The organism is Flavobacterium yafengii, assembly GCF_030010375.1.
In the GTDB taxonomy this organism is placed as follows: Bacteria; Bacteroidota; Bacteroidia; order Flavobacteriales; family Flavobacteriaceae; genus Flavobacterium; species Flavobacterium yafengii.
In genome coordinates this window covers 197,364-218,729 of sequence record NZ_JASCRY010000002.1, presented here as the reverse complement: position 1 = coordinate 218,729, position 21,366 = coordinate 197,364, and the positions used below count along the sequence as shown (strand labels likewise).

At 33.8% G+C, this 21,366-nt stretch carries 19 protein-coding genes; 16 read left to right on the top strand and 3 right to left on the bottom strand.

Annotated elements, in window-relative coordinates:
- Positions 1–81 precede the first annotated feature (81 nt).
- The 8 genes from rsfS to QLS97_RS08480 all read left to right on the top strand — a co-directional run bounded on the left by rsfS (position 82) and on the right by QLS97_RS08480 (position 6,265).
- Positions 82–453, top strand: coding sequence for a ribosome silencing factor (gene rsfS / locus QLS97_RS08515; protein ID WP_039109645.1), 372 nt, complete (start codon positions 82–84; stop codon positions 451–453).
- Positions 454–472: 19 nt separating this feature from the next.
- Complete coding sequence (gene ftsH, locus QLS97_RS08510) at positions 473–2,401, top strand: ATP-dependent zinc metalloprotease FtsH (RefSeq protein ID WP_282715889.1); 1,929 nt, start codon at positions 473–475, stop codon at positions 2,399–2,401.
- A gap of 117 nt (positions 2,402–2,518) precedes the next feature.
- The gene (locus QLS97_RS08505) at positions 2,519–3,121 is read left to right on the top strand and encodes an LUD domain-containing protein (protein WP_282715887.1); all 603 of its coding nucleotides are present in this window, start codon (positions 2,519–2,521) and stop codon (positions 3,119–3,121) included.
- 1 nt (position 3,122) lies between these two features.
- Positions 3,123–4,013: a phosphatidate cytidylyltransferase gene (locus QLS97_RS08500; RefSeq protein ID WP_282715885.1), complete on the top strand. Its 891-nt coding sequence runs from the start codon at positions 3,123–3,125 to the stop codon at positions 4,011–4,013.
- On the top strand, positions 4,003–4,653 hold the full coding sequence (locus tag QLS97_RS08495) for a phosphatidylserine decarboxylase family protein (RefSeq protein WP_282715883.1): 651 nt from the start codon (positions 4,003–4,005) through the stop codon (positions 4,651–4,653). Before QLS97_RS08500 ends, QLS97_RS08495 begins: the two co-directional genes overlap by 11 nt.
- Before the next feature lie 2 nt (positions 4,654–4,655).
- Positions 4,656–4,925: an acyl-CoA-binding protein gene (locus QLS97_RS08490; RefSeq protein ID WP_282715881.1), complete on the top strand. Its 270-nt coding sequence runs from the start codon at positions 4,656–4,658 to the stop codon at positions 4,923–4,925.
- A gap of 8 nt (positions 4,926–4,933) precedes the next feature.
- Positions 4,934–5,707, top strand: coding sequence for a superoxide dismutase (locus QLS97_RS08485; RefSeq protein WP_282715878.1), 774 nt, complete (start codon positions 4,934–4,936; stop codon positions 5,705–5,707).
- Between the two features lie 114 nt (positions 5,708–5,821).
- Positions 5,822–6,265, top strand: coding sequence for a hypothetical protein (locus tag QLS97_RS08480; protein WP_282715876.1), 444 nt, complete (start codon positions 5,822–5,824; stop codon positions 6,263–6,265).
- A 93-nt stretch (positions 6,266–6,358) separates the two neighbouring features.
- Here QLS97_RS08480 and QLS97_RS08475 read toward each other — a convergent pair whose 3' ends face one another.
- Positions 6,359–8,164, bottom strand: coding sequence for a glycoside hydrolase family 13 protein (locus QLS97_RS08475; RefSeq protein WP_282715874.1), 1,806 nt, complete (start codon positions 8,162–8,164; stop codon positions 6,359–6,361).
- A 44-nt stretch (positions 8,165–8,208) separates the two neighbouring features.
- Positions 8,209–10,077 carry an alpha-amylase family protein gene (locus QLS97_RS08470; protein WP_282715872.1) on the bottom strand — a complete coding sequence of 623 codons (1,869 nt, stop codon included), beginning with the start codon at positions 10,075–10,077 and terminating at the stop codon, positions 8,209–8,211.
- A 275-nt stretch (positions 10,078–10,352) separates the two neighbouring features.
- Between QLS97_RS08470 and QLS97_RS08465 the strand changes: the two genes are divergently transcribed.
- From QLS97_RS08465 to hemN, 8 genes are all read left to right on the top strand, one after another.
- On the top strand, positions 10,353–11,984 hold the full coding sequence (locus QLS97_RS08465; RefSeq protein ID WP_282715870.1) for an OstA-like protein: 1,632 nt from the start codon (positions 10,353–10,355) through the stop codon (positions 11,982–11,984).
- Positions 11,985–12,050: 66 nt separating this feature from the next.
- Positions 12,051–13,238 carry an aspartate aminotransferase family protein gene (locus QLS97_RS08460; RefSeq protein WP_282715868.1) on the top strand — a complete coding sequence of 396 codons (1,188 nt, stop codon included), beginning with the start codon at positions 12,051–12,053 and terminating at the stop codon, positions 13,236–13,238.
- Between the two features lie 256 nt (positions 13,239–13,494).
- Positions 13,495–14,892: a tetratricopeptide repeat protein gene (locus QLS97_RS08455; RefSeq protein ID WP_282715866.1), complete on the top strand. Its 1,398-nt coding sequence runs from the start codon at positions 13,495–13,497 to the stop codon at positions 14,890–14,892.
- A complete protein-coding gene (locus tag QLS97_RS08450; protein ID WP_282715864.1) occupies positions 14,892–15,641 on the top strand; it encodes a shikimate dehydrogenase family protein in 750 nt (249 codons plus the stop codon). Before QLS97_RS08455 ends, QLS97_RS08450 begins: the two co-directional genes overlap by 1 nt.
- Positions 15,642–15,968: 327 nt before the next feature.
- Positions 15,969–17,981, top strand: coding sequence for a DUF349 domain-containing protein (locus tag QLS97_RS08445; protein WP_282715862.1), 2,013 nt, complete (start codon positions 15,969–15,971; stop codon positions 17,979–17,981).
- Positions 17,982–18,125: 144 nt separating this feature from the next.
- A complete protein-coding gene (locus tag QLS97_RS08440; RefSeq protein WP_282715860.1) occupies positions 18,126–18,473 on the top strand; it encodes a hypothetical protein in 348 nt (115 codons plus the stop codon).
- Between the two features lie 111 nt (positions 18,474–18,584).
- A complete protein-coding gene (locus QLS97_RS08435; RefSeq protein ID WP_282715857.1) occupies positions 18,585–19,061 on the top strand; it encodes a hypothetical protein in 477 nt (158 codons plus the stop codon).
- 130 nt (positions 19,062–19,191) lie between these two features.
- Positions 19,192–20,556 (top strand): oxygen-independent coproporphyrinogen III oxidase, encoded by a 1,365-nt coding sequence (hemN, locus tag QLS97_RS08430; protein ID WP_282715855.1) that lies wholly within the window; start codon positions 19,192–19,194, stop codon positions 20,554–20,556.
- Positions 20,557–20,628: 72 nt separating this feature from the next.
- On the opposite strand, the gene QLS97_RS08425 is transcribed toward hemN, so the two are convergent.
- Positions 20,629–21,330 (bottom strand): sulfite exporter TauE/SafE family protein, encoded by a 702-nt coding sequence (locus QLS97_RS08425; RefSeq protein WP_282715853.1) that lies wholly within the window; start codon positions 21,328–21,330, stop codon positions 20,629–20,631.
- Positions 21,331–21,366: the final 36 nt, after the last annotated feature.

Here is a 21,366-nt window from a genome sequence, read left to right as displayed (position 1 = left end):
AACAGAATTTAATATTGTGTTAAGGTTCAAAAATAATCACAAAAAATGGTAACTTTACAAACTTATATATAAAAATAATTCATGGCGAAAAAGACTATAAATAATGACGTTCTATTAGCGAACATCATTAAGGGGATAGAAGAGGTAAAAGGAAATGATATTGATATTCTTGATTTAAGAGAGATAGACACCGCAGTTTGCGACTATTTCATCATCTGCAATGGTAATTCAAACACACAAGTTAACGCTATAGTCAACTCCATTCAAAAAACAGTATCCAAAGAATTAAAAGACAAGCCTTGGCATGTTGAAGGAACTGATAATGCAGAATGGGTACTAATGGATTATGTAAATATTGTAGTTCATGTATTTCAAAAACACATCCGTGAATACTACAACATCGAAAGTTTATGGGGCGATGCAAAAATAACTACCATTGAAAACAAATACTAAAGAAACATAACTCCTAGTAATGGCTAAAGATAATAATCCAAATTCGAATAAGTTTAAAGTAAGCCCTTGGTTAATTTATACTGCAATATTATTAATTTTCTTGTTTATAAGTTTTATAACTGGTGGTTCTAGCTTAAACGAACCAGGTCAATTAACTTCTTCTAAATTTAACGATTATTTAGAAAAAGGCCAGATTGAAAAAGTTATAGTTTACAACAAAACTGAAGCTGAAGTTTTTCTTAATGCAGCAGCATTGAAAGATGCAGCACACAAAAAAGTTTCTAAAGACGTATTTGACAGACCTAACAAAGGTCCTCATTATACTTTTGACATTGGTAACGATCAGATTTTCCAAAACAAACTGGAAAAAGCTGTTGCTGAAGGTAAATTGAAAGATTTTAACTTCTTACCAAAAAACAACTGGTCGGATATTTTAATCAGTTTATTACCAATCATTATCATTATTGCCGTTTGGATATTTATCATGAGAAAAATGTCTGGTGGCGGTGCTGGTGGCGGTGGCGGACAGATTTTTAACATTGGAAAATCTAAAGCTAAACTTTTTGACGAAAAAACAGATATCAAAACTACTTTTAAAGATGTAGCTGGTTTAGAAGGAGCAAAAGAAGAAATACAAGAAATTGTTGAATTCTTGAAAAACCCTGAAAAATACACTAATCTGGGCGGGAAAATACCAAAAGGAGCTTTACTGGTAGGACCTCCAGGAACTGGAAAAACCTTATTGGCAAAAGCTGTAGCTGGTGAGGCCCAAGTACCATTCTTCTCTTTATCCGGTTCTGATTTTGTTGAAATGTTTGTAGGTGTAGGTGCATCCCGTGTGCGTGATTTATTCAAACAAGCCAAAGAAAAATCTCCTGCGATTATATTTATTGATGAAATTGATGCAGTAGGTAGAGCTAGAGGAAAAAGCAATATGTCTGGTGGAAATGACGAACGTGAGAATACATTGAACCAATTACTGACAGAAATGGACGGTTTTGGAACAAATTCTAATGTAATTGTTTTAGCTGCGACAAACAGAGCTGATGTATTGGACAAAGCATTAATGCGTGCAGGTCGTTTTGACAGACAAATTTTTGTAGACTTACCAGACATTCGTGAACGTGCTGAAATTTTTAAAGTACACTTAGCTCCTTTGAAAAAAATTGAAGGATTAGATACTGACTTTTTAGCCAAACAAACTCCTGGTTTCTCGGGTGCTGATATCGCAAACGTATGTAATGAAGCAGCTTTGATTGCCGCTAGAAACAACAAGACTGCAGTTGACAAACAAGATTTCCTTGATGCTGTAGACAGAATTGTAGGTGGTCTTGAAAAGAAAAATAAAATTGTAACTCCTGATGAGAAGAAAGCAATCGCTATTCATGAAGCAGGACACGCAACAGTTAGTTGGATGCTGGAACATGCAGCTCCATTAATTAAAGTTACTATTGTTCCTAGAGGACAAAGTTTAGGAGCCGCTTGGTACTTGCCAGAAGAACGTTTAATTGTTCGTCCTGATCAAATGCTAGATGAAATGTGTGCGACTATGGGCGGAAGAGCTGCTGAAAAAGTAACTTTTAACAGAATTTCAACTGGTGCATTAAGCGACTTGGAAAAAGTTACAAAACAAGCCCGCGCTATGGTAACTGTTTATGGTTTGAATGAAAAAATTGGAAACGTAACCTATTACGATTCAACTGGACAAAGCGAATACAACTTTTCTAAACCGTATTCAGAAGAAACAGCCAGAGTTATTGATGAAGAAATTTCATTACTAATTGAAGGTCAATACCAAAGAGCCATTCAAATATTAGAAGAAAACAAAGACAAACTAAATCAACTGGCAAATATCTTAATCGAGAAAGAAGTCATTTTTAAAGATGATTTAGAAGCTATTTTCGGAAAAAGAACATTTGATAAAAATCTTGAGGAAGTAGTATCTTAGAAAACACAATAAATTATTTAATTATTTTTAAAATCTTAATTCAAAAACTACTTTTGAATTAAGATTTTTTTATCTTTGGACGTTTTCAAATAACAAATTATAGTATTTTACAAAAATATGAGTCTTTTTAGAAAAATTTTTGGTTCTAGCAATCCGGCTTCTGATGAAGATCAAGAAAGTGAATTTAGTAAATCCAATACTGATAATGCAACCTCTATAGATGAAAAATTCATCTACAATTTTAAAAAAAATGGTGGTAAATTTTTGTATTGTGAAAATTCTGAAGAAATAAAAGAACAATTTGAAAACATATTAGAAGAAAACGATTGGTTTGAAAGCGAAGTTTTGTGCTATGAACCAAATCTTTTTGGAATGCTTGATGATAATAAACTTACTTACAACAAGCCTGCTAATCCTAAATTTCTTCTTGCGAGCTGTGAAAATTTAATTGCAGAAGAAGGTTCTATTTTATTTTCTTCCAAACAAATTAAACAAAACAAACCAAACGAGCTACCTACCAATATTATCATTATAGCGAATACAAGCCAAATTCTTGCTGCAAAAAGCGATGGACTTAGTGCTATAAAAAAGAAATACGAAAGAGATTATCCTACCAATATTACCACAATAAAATATTTCGAGAAAGCTAAAGAAGAAGATTTTACACAATACGGAAGTTCGGCAAAAAATCTATATTTATTGCTTTTAGAAGATCTTTAAGATGAATGAAACTCTAAAACGAGGTATATCAGGAGCTATTTATATTCTATTATTACTTGCTTCTATTTTATATTCTACTGAAAGCTTTTTTATCCTTTTTGGTATATTTCTGATTATTGCAGTTTATGAATTTTGTAACTTAATTCAAATACATAAAGTCTTTCCAATACTTTTTGGAACAGTCTTATACACTACAGTCACATTCGTAAGTCATTACAATAAAATCGCTACTGATACGATAAATCAAATCTTCAATACTGATTTAGAAATAGCAGTAAATATCCAACAATTAGATGTCGTTTTATTGGTCATAGCATTAGTAGTATCTATAAAATGTATTCTTTTTTTATTTTATGATAACATTCAAAAAATAAGCACTTCATCAAAATACCTCTATTTATTAGGGTATATTATTCTCCCTTTTGTGTTCATCACTAAAATTTCATTTGGAATAAATGATTATAATCCAAAAATTATAATTGGATTATTTATCTTAATCTGGACCAACGATACCTTTGCCTATATTGTAGGCAAATCTTTAGGCCGAACCAAATTATTTGAAAAAATATCCCCTAAAAAAACAATTGAAGGGTTCCTTGGCGGAATCATTTTTGCAGTTTTGGCTGGTTATTTAATCTCGAAATATTACATAAAGGCTAATCCTGAATTTAGCGACAGATCCATTCTAATTTGGACTTCTATAGCTGTTATTGTTGGAATTGCAGGTACTATAGGAGACTTAATTGAATCTAAATTCAAACGTATTGCAGGCGTAAAAGACAGCGGAAACATAATGCCTGGCCATGGAGGCATCCTAGATCGATTAGATAGTGTTATATTTGTAGCACCAATTATATTTTTATTTTATCAAATTTTAAACTATGTTTCATAAAGAAGGAACCCAATCTATTTTATTAGGCACCATTTTCACAGCTGTTGTCCTTTTATTGTCTGACAATTTCATTGACACCAACTGGATCAAAATGGCTATACAAATAGCTACTTTGTTACTTTTGATTATCATTCTGCAATTTTTCAGGAATCCAAAAAGAACAGTGATAATCAATGAAAATTATATTCTTGCTCCTGTAGATGGAAAAGTTGTAGTTATTGAAGAAGTAGTTGAAAGTGAGTATTTCAAAGATAAACGTTTACAAATCTCTATTTTCATGTCTCCAATCAACGTACATGTTACGCGTTATGGATTGAGTGGAATTGTAAAATTCAGTAAATACCATCCTGGGAAATTTTTGGTGGCTTGGCATCCTAAAGCCAGTGAAGAAAACGAAAGAACTACGGTTGTCATCGAAAACAAAACCTTTGGTGAGATTTTATACCGTCAAATTGCTGGAGCTTTGGCACGAAGAATCGTAAATTACGCCGAAGAAGGAATGCAAGTAATTCAGGGAACTGACGCTGGTTTCATAAAATTTGGTTCAAGAGTCGATATCTTTTTACCACTAGGAACACAAGTAAATGTTGTATTGAATCAAAAAGCAATTGGAGGAAAAACTATTATTGCTACAAAATAAGCATGATTGAAAAAGATTTAGATACTCGGTTTTTAGAAGCAGTAGAAATAGCCTCTGAAATGACGCAGGCATCTTTACCTCAAGATGTCCAATTGCGCCTTTATGCTTTTTATAAACAAGCTACTTTTGGAACTTTAGATTTAAAACAAACATCATCATACCATTTGAGAGATGCTTTTAAAACTAACGCCTGGATGCAAATTAGCCATCTGACTCCTGAACAGGCAAAAGAACAATACATTGAAATTATTAATATACTGATTAAAAAATAATACAAATTATGAAAAAGCTGCATCTTTTAATTTCTGTTTTATTTTTGTTTATGACTTTACTTTCTTGTAATAATAAGAAATTAACAGAGGTTGTCGAAGTTCCTTTACCTACAACGGAACAAACTGTTGCCATCATGGGATCTCCCGATGACGTAAAAGCAGAAGAAGGGTCTTTTCAGCTAGAAAAATTACCTTACGCTTATAATGCGTTGGCACCAAATATCTCAGCGACAACTTTAGAAATGCATTATTCCAAACATTATCTTACCTATACCAATAATTTGAATAAAGCGGTACTGGGAACGCCTTTAGAAAATTTGACAATCGAAGAAGTGTTGTCAAAATTAGATCCTAATGATGCTGCTCTTCGTAACAATGCCGGTGGATTTTACAATCATTCCTTATATTGGAAATGTATGGCTCCAAAAGCTGGAGGGGAACCAACAAATGCATTAGCAGAAGCTATTATTAAAGATTTTGGTTCATTTGAAGACTTTATGACATTATTTAAAAACGAAGCAACAAAACAATTTGGTTCCGGTTGGGCGTGGCTTATAGTAGACAGAACCGGAAAGCTACAAGTAACTAGTACTCCTAATCAAGACAATCCTTTGATGCGTAATGCAGCTGTTCCCGGAACTCCAATATTAGCTTTAGATGTTTGGGAGCACGCTTATTATTTAGACTACCAATACCGACGAAAAAATTATATTGATGCATTTTTCAATGTAATTAATTGGAATAAAGTTGCTGAAAATTACGATGCTATTTTAAAGAAATAAAAACACGAAATAACCCGTAAATTTCACAACATATTTTTGAATTTTATAACAACTATAGCTAGATAAAGAGCAACCTTTACATGAATAGTTAAATCAAATAAAAATTCAAATAAAATGAAAACTTTAAAATTAATTTTTTTTTCAAGAAATGTTTTATTAAGTGCTTCTGCAGCTCTACTTTTATTTTCTCTCACTTCTTGTGCCAAGAAAGTTGTATTCTTGACGTCATCTGTAGTTCCTGCTGCTCGAGGTCAGGTTACTGTTAAAAAAGACAATAACAACAATTTTGCGATTAAAATAAAAATAGATAATTTAGCCGAAGCAAAAAGATTGGAACCTTCAAAGAACACCTATGTAGTTTGGATGGAAACCGATGAGTCTATGGTAAAAAACATTGGGCAGATACAAAGTAACAATCCATTTATGTCTTCAAAACTAAAAGCAACATTTGAAACCGTTACTGCATTTAAACCTAAAAAAATATTTATTACCGCCGAGGATAATTCAGATGCACAATACCCCGGGAATCAGTTTGTTTTAGAGACGAAAAGATTCTAAAAATACAATCACCAAGTAACTTTTAAAGAGTACTAAAAAAGCTGAAACAAAATTGATTTTGTTTCAGCTTTTTTAGTTACAATTTTCAAGGAATTAGTAAATGACATTACTCAATACTACAATATCCATAGGTTTTATCACTAGATTTTTCATTGCTTTTTTAGTAAAAACGTCTCTGAATTTTCCTTTTTTAAGAATTAGATTGGTGAAATGAACATTTTTATCACTTCGGTTTATAATTACAATCACTTCTTGAGTGCCAAGTTTACGGCTAAAGGCATAAGTCTTTTCAGTATCATTTGTTTCAATTGTTGTGTAATTCCCAATCCTGATTGCCTCGTATTGATTGCGTAAACCAATGAATTTTTTATACCAATTAAATAAATCAGTATTGAAGTCCACTTTATCCGCCTCATGTTTACTTTGGTCGGGATTTAATATTTCTGCGCTATAATTTTTGTCATTCCATACCATAGGTTTACGACAATCAGGGTCATTACTTCCCCACATACCAGTTTCATCTCCATAATAAATCATTGGTGAACCCAAATATAACATTTGAAACGCCGCAATTAATTTTTGTTTTTCCAATTGTTTGCTGGTAGGTTTTCGAGCATTATAACTGCTATTATTACTTTTCTGGCTCCAATTAAAATACGCTCCCCAGTCGCCAAATTTCTTTCCGTCAGGATTTGCAACTGCACTAGCTATACGGGTAGCATCGTGGCTTCCTACAAGATTCTGCATATTCATTGCAACACCTTCGCCAAATCCTTCACACAATTCCTTCAATTGGGCATCAAATTGGGTTACAGAAATCCCTTTTGCATCTTGCACAAAAAAATCATGTACCAGGAAAGAAAAATTATAATTCATCGTCGCATCAAATTCGTCTCCGCTTAAATAAGGTTTTGTTTTTTCAATGGGATCAACCAATTCAGCAGTCAGATAGGCTTCGCTATTAATTGATTTTACCACTTTTCGCCAATCTTTCCAAAAAGGATGTGCAATACAATACGCCACATCTAATCGCCAACCGTCAATTCCGTATTGAGCGCCTTTATTCATTGGATTCATCCAACGCTTGGTAGCATCAAAAATATATTTTTTAGGACCTGAAACAATTCCATTTTCATCCTCTTTAAACTCCGGTAACGTTTTTATACCAAACCATCCTTGGTATTCAAACTTGGTGCCTTTGACAGCATTTTTCCAACTGTCAACCATAAACCAATCTTTGTAAGCTGATTTTTCTTGTTTTTCCTCCACATCACGAAAAGCAAAACTGTTTACTCCCAAATGGTTGAAAACGCCATCAAAAATGATAAACATTTTACGTTTATGCACTTCATCAATAAGTTTTAGCGCCAGTAAATCTGCTTTTGTCCAAACCCATTTTTCTGGATTTAAAGGGTCTTCATTTGCAATTAATTTTTTATCACCTTCAGGATCTGGTCCAAATGATGGATCAATATGATGGTAGCACAATGCATCATACTTATGAGAAGAAGGCGCCCAAAAAACAGGATTCATATAAATAGCGTTAATACCCAATGATTGCAGGTAATCCAACTTATCAATAACTCCTTGCAAATCTCCACCATAGCGTCTGCGTTGAAGATTGTAATAAATATCTTTACCATTTTTCTTTTCGTAAGGTTGCAATTCATACCAATCGCTTGTCCAAGGATGAATTTGAAAATCAGAAGTTATATCAAAAGGATATGCACCATCTTGATCATTCACTTTTGGATCGTTTGAAGGATCTCCATTATGAAACCGATCCGGGAATATTTGATACCAAACTACTCCTTTACTCCAATTAGGCGTGAAATCTTTTTGTGCAAAGGTTACCAAGGAAATTAAAAACAGTAAACAAATTGTGAATATTTTTGTCATTAAAAATCAGTTTAAAAATTTAAAAATTAATTTTAAAGTATGTCTTACAATTGATAAATAAACGATTCCGAAGGTGCGATTGTAATTTGTACTTTTCCTTCACCATTCAAAACTTTCAGTTGAACGGAACTTTTATTGTATAACTGATCCGTTAATGTGTAATTTCCATCTTTCAAATTCCATTTTTGAATGATCTCTGAAGGGATTTTTAATTCGAAATTGCTGGCGGTAAGCCAAGAAAAATTAGTGACAACTATTAGTTTTTGAGTAGCAGACCAACGTGTGAAAGCATAAATCCCCGGATCGTAACCTTGAGTTGATTGGCGATTCACCGTTTGAATTTCTTGGTATTTACCCATTAAAGCCGAACTATTCAAAGAGAAATTCAACAATTTCTTATAAAAATCACGCAACTCTTTTTCATACTGCGATAACTGACCTCCATCAAATTTCCCGCCGTTCATCCAGCGTTGGTGATTTGGAACTCCAATATAATCAAAAATTGAAGTTCTGGAATGGGTTCCAAATCCTGCATTTTCATTCCCAGCCTCACCTACTTCCTGACCAAAATAAACCATCGTAGGCGAAGTGCTTATGGTAGTTGAAACCACCATCAGAGGTTTTCCTTTTTGTGGTGTTCCTGCAAATTCCGGGCTAGCCAAACGCTGTTCATCATGATTATCCAAAAAATGCAACATATTATGCTCAATATCTGCCATTCCGTTTTGTATGTCTGATAATCCATCAGGTAAAGATCTTCCTTGAATGATATCTTTTAATTTATCATAGGTTTCTACTTTGTCATATAAATAATCCATTTTACCTAAATGAATGTAATTTCTATATTCTTTAGGATTGTAAACTTCGGCTAATAAAAAAGCATCTGGATTATTTACTTTAATGGCTGAATTCATATAACTCCAAAATTCATACGGAACCATTTCGGCCATGTCAAATCGAAAACCATCCACTCCTTTTGCAGTCCAATACAAAGCAATATCTTTGAATTTATCCCAAGAATCTGGAACATCTTTTCCTTTCCAAAAATCGAAATGTTCCTGATACGATTTGGTATCAAAACCAGCCGGAAGTTCCGGGAAATCTTTGGAGCCATCCGGACGAATTCCGTAATTTACTTTTATGGTTTCGTACCAGTCATTCTTATCAGGTTTGGCTAAACGAGAACCGTTGCCAGTCCATTTTGCGGGACTTTCTTCAAATTTACCATCAATTAAAGGATTCTTTTCTCCATTTAATGGTTTATCCGTATCGGGGATTTCAAAGTGCGTATTTGGAATATAATAAAAGTTATTATCTCTTTTGTATTCAACAGTTGTATCATCATCAGCACCAAAATCTCTAACACCTGCCGGATTACTTTTTCCTTCATACTTACGTGCAATGTGATTCGGAACAATATCAATAATTACTTTTAATCCCGCTTTGTGAGTTCGCGCAATCAAAGCTTCAAATTCTTGCAACCGATTAGCAGGATTTACGGCCAAATCTGGATTTACATTGTAGTAATCTTTTACGGCATAAGGCGAACCTGCCCGCCCTTTTACCACTTCCGGATCATCATTGGAAATCCCAATAGCCGAATAATCCCGTATCAAAGCATGATGCGGAACTCCGGTATACCAGACATAAGTAACACCCAAATCCTTTATTTCCCGTAACGCTGTATCGGTAAAATCGTTGAACTTCCCTACTCCATTTTCTTCAATGATTCCCCAAGGTTTATTGGTAGTATTTTTATTTCCGAATAATCGGGTAAAAACCTGATATACAACTTCTTTCTTATTAGAGACTGACTCTTTCTGTTCTGCATTCATTTTTAAATCTTTTGTTTTACAAGCTGTTGCCAAAAGCACCACGCTTATCCCTGCAACAATAGTTATTTTTTTCATCATATAAAATTATATATACCGATTTCAATTCTTTTGACAATAAAATGAGTATCAATTTTTAAATTTAATATTTTTTAAATAAAAGAAGTCTATATCGTTTGAAATTAAATAATTCTGTTTTCAAAAATAGATACTACAACGAAGGAGTTATGCCATTTGTTGATAACTTTAAACAGGAAAAGTAATAGCTTTCCCTGCCCTTTTCACTAATTATAAATAAATCCTAATATGGATTAGGATTGTTTCCTTTTTCATAAATTTGACAAAAATTAAATCCATTGAAGAAATCGCTATTTTTCCTTCGTTATTGTTTGATACTGCTTGTTACTAATTTGGTTTTGGCGCAAGCCCCCAAAAAAATTATTGTAGAAAACTCTGATTTTGCCGATGTAAATCAAGTAGAAGTTCCTGATGCCTTATTGCTAATCGGAAACGTACGTGTCAATCATGATGGCGTGGTAATGACGTGTAACAAAGCCTATTATTTCCAAAAAGAAAACTACATCAAGGCTTTTGGAAATGTACAAATGGTACAAGGAGACACTTTATTTTTAAACAGTAAATATGCGGAATACAACGGAAATGTAAAAAAAGCATACGCTTCCGGAGATGCCGTAATGAGTTCCCCAGATGCGACTTTGACAACGGAAATAATTAATTTTGACCGAAACATTCAAGAAGTATTTTACGATACTCCAGGGACAATTACGAACAAAGACAATACGCTAAAAAGCAATTCAGGCAGGTATTATGTAAAACAAAAGAAATTCCAATTCCTGACAGCGGTTACCATCACAAATCCAACGTATGTTATAAAATCAAATCACTTGGATTATTTTAGTAATTCCGGGCATTCGTATCTTTTTGGACCATCAACCATTACCAGTAAAGCCAATTATATTTATACCGAAAAAGGCTTTTATGATACCAAAAAAAATCTGGCGCATTTCCTGAATAAATCCTATATCAGATACGATGATAGAGTGATTAAAGGGGATAGTTTGTATTATGACCGAAACCGGGAATTTGCATCGGCAACACGAAATGTAAAAATAACGGATTCCATCAATCGCGGAATTGTAAAAGGACATTATGCCGAAGTGTATAAAAAACTAGATTCGATGTATGTGACCAAAAGAGCCGTTGCCGTGAATTTTGTCGAAAATGACTCGGTTTACATCCACGGAAAAAAATTAATGGTTACCGGAAAAGAAGGAAATCGAATTATAAGAGCGTTCAATAATGTCCGATTCTTCAAAACAGATATGAGTGGCAAATGCGATTCGATTCATTCGAGTTCTAAAACTGCTTTGACAAAAATGATTGGAAATCCGATACTTTGGAACGCAGAAAATCAAATTACAGGTGATGTGATGCATCTTATAGGAAACAACAACACCAAAAAACTAGATTCACTCAAAGTGCTCAATAATACGTTTATAGTCTCCAAAGACACGATAGGAACCGGCTATAATCAAGTCAAGGGACAAAATCTCTATGGCAAATTTGAGGAAGGAAAACTTCATGATGTCGATATTGTAAAAAATGCCGAAGTCATCTATTACATGCGGAACGAAGCGCAAGAACTCATTGGTATCAATAAGAATGTGAGCAGTAAAATCAATCTTATTTTAGAAAAAAATGAAATCGAAACCATCACCTTTTTTCAGCAAGTAGATGGCGAAATCTATCCCGAAAAAGAATTGCCGGAAAATGCCCGTAAACTGCGAGGACTAGTCTGGCGGGGCGAGGAACGAATAAAATCCAAGGACGATATTTTTCCTCCAGAAGAAAATGAAGACAACGACAAAATAACAAAAGCTACTGAGGCGGCTAAAGCCAAAGAGGATATTCCTATGAAAATCCGAAAAGAAACCCTGAATTACGATAAGAAGAAAGGGAAAAAATAGTGTTCAGTCGCAGTATTCAGTTTTTCTAAAAACGACTAAACAAATAAACGATTAAACAAATAAATTTTGAATACCGATTTCTTAAAATACCAAGCGCAAACCTCACCGTATCCATTGGGTATGGAAGTGTCGCATGCTGTAGGTTCTTACATTTACGATACTAATTCTAAGAAATACTTGGATTTTGTGGCTGGAGTTTCCGCTTGCGCTTTGGGACACCAACACCCAAGAGTCAATCAAGCCATCAAAGATCAGTTAGACAAATATTCTCACGTGATGGTTTATGGCGAATATTCACAAAGTCCTGCAGTTCAATATTGCAAATTGTTAGCCTCGCTCCTACCCGCACCTTTAGACAAAACCTATTTGGTCAATTCAGGAACCGAAGCCATTGAAGGTGCTTTAAAACTCGCCAGAAGAACCACAGGAAGAAGTCAGTTGATTTCATGTCATAATGCGTATCATGGAAATACTATGGGTTCTATGAGCGTCATGGGATTTGAAGAACGCAAACAAATCTTTCGTCCGTTGATTCCTGATGTTGATTTTATCACCTTCAATAATGAAGAAGATTTACAAAAAATAACGACTAAAACGGCTGGAATTATTCTGGAAACCATTCAAGGTGGCGCCGGATTTATTCAGCCACACAATGATTTCCTTAAAAAAGTACGCGAGCGCTGTACCGAAGTTGGTGTTATGATGATTCTTGACGAAATCCAACCGGGCTTTGGGAGAACCGGAAAACTTTTCGGATTCCAAAATTATGATGTCGTTCCTGATATTGTAGTTATGGGAAAAGGAATGGGCGGCGGTATGCCAGTAGGCGCTTTTACAGCTTCATCGGCAATGATGGATTTGTTGAGCGATAATCCAAAACTTGGGCATATCACAACTTTTGGAGGTCACCCTGTCATTGCGTCAGCCTGCTTGGCGACTTTGCAGGAAATAACTGAGACCAATCTCATGGCCGAAGCGATGGAGAAAGAAAAGCTATTCAGATCACTTTTGGTACATCCTTTGATACAAGAAATAAGAGGAAAAGGATTGATGCTGGCAGCAATGACCAAAAGTGCCGATATAACAAACGAAGTGATTCTTAAATGTCAAGACAAAGGACTCATTTTATTCTGGTTACTGTTTGAAGGTTGCGCCATTAGAATAACACCTCCTCTTACCATTTCTGAAGAAGAAATACGAGAAGGTTGCAGTATCATACTTGAAGTAATGGATGAAATTTTGAACAAGAATTAATAGTTAAAAATATAGGAATTGGGAGCTATTTCCCGCTATACGTTGCAATCCACGCGAAAAGCGTGGGATTTCCACTTCAAACGAAGTTCACTGAACTCCAATGAGAATAAAAATACAGTGAAGTAATCGGGGCTATGGCATCCGTTTAAACCAACCCTTTTTTTGTTAATTAAATTGTTCACAACAATTCTAACTTTCCCTCACAGTACAAGCGCGATTACCTAAATTTATTTAGGCCAAATTAAAAACACACAGTATGCAATTAAGCAACGAAGAAGAAGACTATAACTTATCCCTGTCTAAATTTGAGTCCATGTTGAAAACCAACAAAGTTCTCTTTTTTGACTCCGAAGAATTTGAAGAAATTATTCTTCATTATCTCGATATGGGTAAGGCCGCTTTGGCAAAAAAAGCACTCAAACTAGCATTGGAACAACACCCAAAATCTACCGGACTAAAATTAGTTCAAGTGGAAATGTTGGTCTATGATGACAAACTCGAATTAGCCGAAAAGCTATTAAATGAGTTGTATGCCATTGAACCAACCAATGAAGAAATTTACATTCAAAAAGCCAATATCTGCTCTAAAAGAGACCAACACGAAAAGGCGGTTGAATTATTAAAAATAGCATTAAAATACACCGATGATTATGCTGATGTCTATAATTTAATAGGCATGGAATACCTTTTTATGGATAATCTTGAAATGGCAAAAGAAAGCTTTATCAAGTGTCTGGAAGAAGATCTTGAAGACCAATCAGCATTGTACAACGTAGTGTATTGTTTTGAGTTTTTAGATCAAAACCAAGAAGCAATTACCTATTTGAATAAATACATTGACAAAAACCCCTACAGTGAAATCGCCTGGCATCAACTGGGTCGTTTGCATTATGGAGTTAAAGAATATGAAAATGCGATTCGCGCCTTTGATTATGCCACTTTAATCGATGATGAATTCCTTGGCGCTTTCATGGAAAAAGCAAAAGCTTTTGAGCGATTAAAAAAATACGATGAAGCCATTGAAAGCTACAGCAGAACCATCGAACTAGATGATGCAACTTCGTACGCTTTACTTCGAATGGGGAAATGTTATGAAAAACTGGGTAATAAAGCTTTAGCATTAAAATATTTCAATCAAACCGTACATGAAGATCCACTTTTAGACAAAGGCTGGATTGCCATCACTGACTTTTACGTACGTCAAAAAAATTACCAAAAAGCGTTGTTTTATGTCAACAAAGCATTAGCTATTGACAACCAAAACCGTTTGTATTGGAAACGTTTTGCGACTATTAATAAACAAATGAACTTCTTTGAAGAAGCTGAATTTGGCTACAGAAAAGCAGTGGAATTTGGTGATTATGGTTTAGACACTTGGTTATTCTGGGTGGATATTCTTCAGTTTTTAGGGGAATTCGAAAGTGCCATTCAAACTTTATTACAAGCTTCAGAGTATTTTCCGGAAGAGAATGAAATCGAATACCGTTTGGCTGGATTGTATTTTATGCTAACAGACAATACAAAAGCAAAATTCCATTTAAGCAATGCTTTGCGATTAAATTTTGACAATTACATTCTTTTAGAAGATTTATTTCCAGTAGTTTGGGCAAAAAAAATGGTGCAGAATTATATTGCAAAACATAAAAAACAATAATGGTTGATACAGTTAGAAAACGCTTTGGATTATTAGGACGCAACATTAGTTATTCATTTTCTAAAGGATATTTTACAGATAAATTCAATAGCGAAAACTTTGCCGGTTGTACTTATGAAAATTTTGATATTCCCGAAATAGCAGCCTTTCCAGAGGTAATTAAAAACACTTCGGATTTAAAAGGATTGAATGTTACCATTCCATACAAGGAAACGATACTTCCATTTCTGGATAAATTATCTAAAAAAGCAGAATTAATTGGTGCTGTAAATACCATTAAAATTACCAAAAAAGGAAAACTAAAAGGCTACAATACGGATTATTATGGTTTCAAAAAATCATTAGAACCGTTATTGCAACCGCACCATAAAAAAGCTTTGATTTTAGGCACAGGAGGCGCTTCTAAAGGAGTCGCTTTTGCTTTGGACGAACTGGACATTCCGTATACTTTTGTTTCGAGAGAAACCAAAGAAAATGGAATTGATTACGACCGAATCAACGCAACTACATTTGATAATTACCAAATCATCATAAATGCTACTCCGGTAGGAACAAGTCCTAATGTGGAGGCGTTTCCATTAATTCCATACGAATTTTTTACGGAGAAGCATATTGCTTATGATTTGATTTATAATCCTGCTGAAACGCAATTCCTTAAAAAAGCCAAACAACAAGGAGCACAAATCAAAAATGGTTTGGATATGCTTATTTTTCAAGCAGAGAAAGCCTGGAAGATTTGGAATAAATAATATAAATACGGAGTTAACTTCTTACACGTATTTGAGTACGTAAAAAACCACTCTTTTTGAGTGGTTTTTTGTTTGCAATAACATATCGAACTTGAGAAAAAAAATTACAATTGAATTCCCAAAACCCTAGCCCTGATGGAAGCGGCATCCTTTTTTGCCTCGTTATTCAGAGGCAAAAAAGATACAGCGAACAGCAGGAAATTGCTTCAAAAAGAACTATTTGCTAACCTAAAACGACTATAAATAAAGGATTTATTTTGAAATTTCGTGCTCCTTTACTATCTTTCGTGTTCGATAAAAAAAATAGAAACCTTACACATTGAAAAAATGTTAGAAGAAAAGAATGATAACCTGCTTGAGGCAGATGGAAATTTAGAACACAATTCTGTTGAATCTACTCCATTAGAACCAGAAGTTTTGGAAACGGAAACTAGTGACATTGTTACTACTATTCCTGCAGAAGATAATGATGTAACTCTAAATGATGTAGAGTTGCTAGCGAACGAACCTATTACAGAGACTGAAAACCAGACTGTACTAGATGCTATTGCCGAAACAAATGCTGCCGAAAGTGAAGATGAAACGTTGAAGGAGCGTCATGAAATTCCAATGCAGGATTATGATACCTTGTCACTTGAAGCACTGGTAGACGAACTGAAAAGTTTAGTTTCTAATGAAAAAGTGATGTCTTTTAAGGAACATATTGAGGAAATCAAAAAAGCATTTTTGGCTAAATACAATCACCTTCTTGAAGAGAAAAAAGAAGAGTTTCTAGCTGAAAATCAAGATCCAAATGAAGAATTTCAATATCATTCTCCACTAAAAACAAGTTTTGATAAATATTATTCTCTTTTTAGAGATACTAAAAATACCCATTTCAAGAGTTTACAAACGAATCTAAAAACAAATTTAGAAAACCGTTTGGCTATTGTTGAAGAATTGAAAGAGTTGATTAACCCTCAGGAAAACATCAAAGACACTTTAAAACATTTTAATGATTTAAGAGAACGATGGAAAACTGCCGGACCGATTCCAAAAGATAAATACAACCACGTTTGGAACAATTTCCATTTTCATGTGGAAAATTTCTACGATTATCTGCATTTAGACCGAGAAGCCAGAGATTTAGATTTCAAACATAATTTAGAGCAAAAACAAAAAATTGTAGCGCGTGTAGAAGAATTGGTGAATGAAGCCGATATCAACAAAGCATTCAGAGAACTACAGGATTTACATAGAATTTGGAAAGAAGACATTGGTCCTGTTTCCAGAGAACATCGTGACGCGATTTGGAACAAGTTTAGCGATTTGACCAAACAAATGCATGATAAACGTGAGGTTTTGTTCGAAAATCAAAGAGGAACGGAACTTGAGAATTTAGAAAAGAAAAAAGAAATTATTGCCAAAATTGAAGTTTTGGCTACTGAAAAAGTAAATGCGCATACACAATGGCTGGCTCAAATAGAAAAAGTGGAAGCCTTGCGTACTGCTTTTTTCTCTGCCGGAAAAGTGCCATCGGATGTGAATGAGGAAACTTGGGCTGGTTTTAAAACTGCTGTCAGAAATTTTAATTCTTTCAAAAATTCATTTTATAAAGACATAAAGAAAGATCAAAACGACAATTTAAGCAAGAAAACGGTTCTTGTTGCTAAAGCAAAAGAATTGCAAGAAAGTGTTGATTTTGCTGTGACTACGCCTATCATGAAACAAATTCAGGATGAGTGGAAACAGATAGGACATGTGCCAAGAAAATATTCAGATAAAATCTGGAAAGAGTTTAAAGATGCCTGCAATCATTATTTTGACAAATTAAAAGAGCAAAAGAATGAGGAAAACGGTGAAGAAGTGGAAGCTTTTGATAATAAAAAAGCCTACTTGGAAACGTTGAGAGAATTTCAGTTGACCGGAGATCACAAAACAGATTTGGATGCTATCAAATTGCATATCGAAACCTGGAAAAACTTCGGAAAAGTGCCTTTCCCAAGAAGGCATATTGAAGGGAAATTCAATAAAATCCTGGATGCCCTTTTTGAAAAATTGAGTTTGAGCAAAAAAGATACTGATATGATGCGTTTTGCGAATAGAATGGATCATTTGTCTGAAAGTAATGACACTCGAAAACTGGATAACGAAAAGATTTTCCTAATGCGTAAGATTGACGAAGTTCAAAATGAAATTTTCCAATTGGAAAATAACATTCAATTCTTTACCAATACCAGAAATGCAAAAAAAGAAAATTCTATTGTATTAGAAGTTCGTAAAAACATTGCTATTCACAAGGAAAGCCTTGATGTTTGGAAAGAAAAATTAAAACAATTGAGAAATTTAAACCAACAGTAAATTTCAATAATCGTTAAAAATAGAAACCTCGTTCTTAAACAGTTCGAGGTTTTTTTATGGAAGAAAACTATCTAACACTAAACTTTAACTTTCATTTATTAGAAAAAATTATATAAATCGAGTGACAAATTTTAGATTTGCAAAATGAATTGGTTTCGAAAAATAGTTGTTTTTATTGGGCTTTTAATAGCTTTTTTATTTGCCTTGAGTGCAAGTGAAGCTCCCATTCACACCATCCAATTAAAGAAATCAAGCTCTTCGGTTTATGTTGACAGCATTCATTCTTCAGATTTCATACAACCTCAAGTTAGTAATACATTTACTTCCTATCATAAAACTCCTGATTACACCATTGCAAAATATCTAGAAAATTTTCTGATTGCAATTCCGGATTTTAAAATTAGCACATTCTTTATTCGTTTCGCGAAACAAGACATCAATCGATGTGAGATGGTTTCGCTCCTACTCTTTCCCTTCCATTTTTTTTGGTGATTTGAAGCACTGATTTCGTAATTAGAAGATCTAATCTTCCCTTTTGAATTGATTCCTTTTGGTTTTCAGTTCAACTTATCATGCTTTACAAATAACTAAAAAATAAAAAAAATGGATACATCAGTAACAATAATTGGCCTTGTACTAACTTTAATAATTGCTATTCCTCTAATTTATTCCATGAGGTCATCTTCAATTAACAAAGCAAAAATTAAAGCCATAAAAAATAAGTTTAGTCAAAACAATCATTTTAATTTTGAATTGACCGAAACACAAAACAAAAAAGTATTGGCTTTAGACGAAAAAAATAAAGGATTTCTTTTGATCGATTTTAATGCAAAGGAAGAAGTTGTTTCTTTTGTAGATTTAAATACAGTTCAATCCTGCAAACTTGTTCCAACAACAGAGAATAATAGTGATACGATTGTAAAAATTGAATTTGAATTTCAATACAAAGAAGCTAAAAAAATAGAATCTATTTCATTTTATAAAATTGAAAATGATCAAATTGGTCAAGTTTGTTTGTATGAAGATCATCAACTAGCCAAAAAATGGACAAAAATGATTCAGGATTGCCTTACGGTTTAAAAAACTGTTTTGTTCTAAAAAAGAGGCTTTATAAGCCTCTTTTTTTATGAAAGGTTTTTTCAATATGATAATTATCATTTTAATAGTTGAGCAGTCGTTTTACTTTTGATTAATATTAAATGACTTCGCTATGAAAAATTCTTTAATTCAAAAATACAATGTTCCAGGCCCCAGATACACCAGTTATCCAACGGTTCCCTATTGGGATGAAACTGATTTTTCAGATGCCATTTGGGCTGAAACGCTAAAGAAATCATTTAGAGAAAGTAATTCTTCAGAAGGCATTAGTTTGTATATCCATTTGCCTTTTTGCGAAAGCTTATGTACTTTTTGTGGCTGTAACAAGCGTATTACCAAGAATCATGGAGTTGAAAATCCATACATAGAAGCAGTTTTGAAAGAATGGACATTATATTGTAAAATTCTTGGAGAAAAACCAACTATAAAAGAGATTCATTTGGGTGGAGGAACTCCAACGTTTTTTTCGACAAAGAATTTAGAGGATTTAATAAATGGTATTTTTGTTCATGCCAAAAAAGCCAAAGATCACGAGTTTAGTTTTGAAGGTCATCCGAATAACACGACGCATGAACATTTGCAAAAGCTTTACGATTTAGGTTTTAGAAGAGTGAGTTTTGGTGTTCAGGACTATTCAGAGAAAGTTCAGAAAGCAATTCACCGTTTGCAGCCTTTTCATAATGTGGCAAAAGTTACGTTTTGGGCTCGAGAAATTGGGTATACTTCCATAGGTCATGACATCATTTTTGGATTGCCATTTCAGGAAGTAGAAGATGTAATTGATACGATTGAGAAAACAAAATCATTGCAACCCGATCGATTGGCATTCTATAGTTACGCGCACGTTCCTTGGATTAAGGGAAATGGACAACGCGGTTTTAATGACGAAGACATTCCAAAAGATGATAAAAAGAGAATGCTTTATGAAACCGGTAAAAAATTATTGTATGAAAACGGGTATCATGAAATAGGAATGGATCATTTTGCTTTGGAAACGGATAGTTTGTATAAAGCCTTTAATAATGGAACATTACATCGCAATTTCATGGGCTACAGCTCTTCAAAAACACAATTAATGATTGGATTGGGAGTTTCTTCCATCAGTGACAGTTGGTATAGTTTTGCACAGAATGTAAAAAATCTGGAAGACTATTATCAAATACTAGAATGGAACAAATTACCAGTTTTCAGAGGACATTTATTGACCAATGAAGACCTCATCATCAGAAAACACATTCTGAATTTAATGTGCCAATTTGAAACTTCCTGGAAAAATAAAGAGGGGTATTTCAATGAAATTCCAGACGTATTAATTCAATTGAAAGAAATGGAAAATGATGGTTTAGTAATCATTAAAGACAATGGCATCACCGTTACAGAAAAAGGGAAACCTTATGTTCGAAATATTTGTATGGCATTTGATTTACGTTTGAAAAGAAAAGCACCGGAAACCGAATTATTTTCGATGACAATCTAATGTTTCACAATCTTACAAAACAAAAAAGCACGCTAAATGGCGTGTTTTTTCTATGCTTAACTTATGAAAAAATTAATGACAATTCGGGTCAGATTGAATAAACAAACTCATATTCGACGGGGAAATATAAGGAATCCCCAATCCCAATCCTCTTAAAATAAATAAGCAACCAATGCATACCGCTACATAAGGAATCGCTTTCTGGATTCGGTTTCGAATAGGCACCGTTAAGAATGAATTGATATACACGACGCTGCTCATCATGGGAACGGTTCCTAATCCGAATAAAATCATATACAAAACCCCAAGACTTTCACTTTGCATGGCAATGGCGCCAAACAAGGCGACATAAACCATTCCGCAAGGCAAAAAACCATTCAGTAAACCAATAGTGAACAGGGATTTATAACTCTTATTTCTAAACTGACTTCCTAAAGCCGTTTTGATTTTAGAAATTAATTTAAAAACTGGTTTTGAAAAATTGTATTTCGCAAAAATTTCATCAGGCGTTAAAACTATAAGAATCATGGCAACACCAATGAATATGGATAAATTCTGTTGCAAACCAGCCATAAAAAAACCTTTTCCTAGCAGTCCAAAAACAAAGCCTATTGTGGTGTAAGCCGTTAATCTTCCTAAATGATAGGTGATGATTTGAGTCGCTTTTTTAGTCTGATTCGTTCTGTCTACGGGCAACATCATAGCAATAGGACCACACATTCCAATGCAGTGAAAACTACTTATTAAACCGAAAATGAAGGCAGTGTAAAGCATTTTTTTATTCTAATGTCATAAAATTAAAAGTCTTAA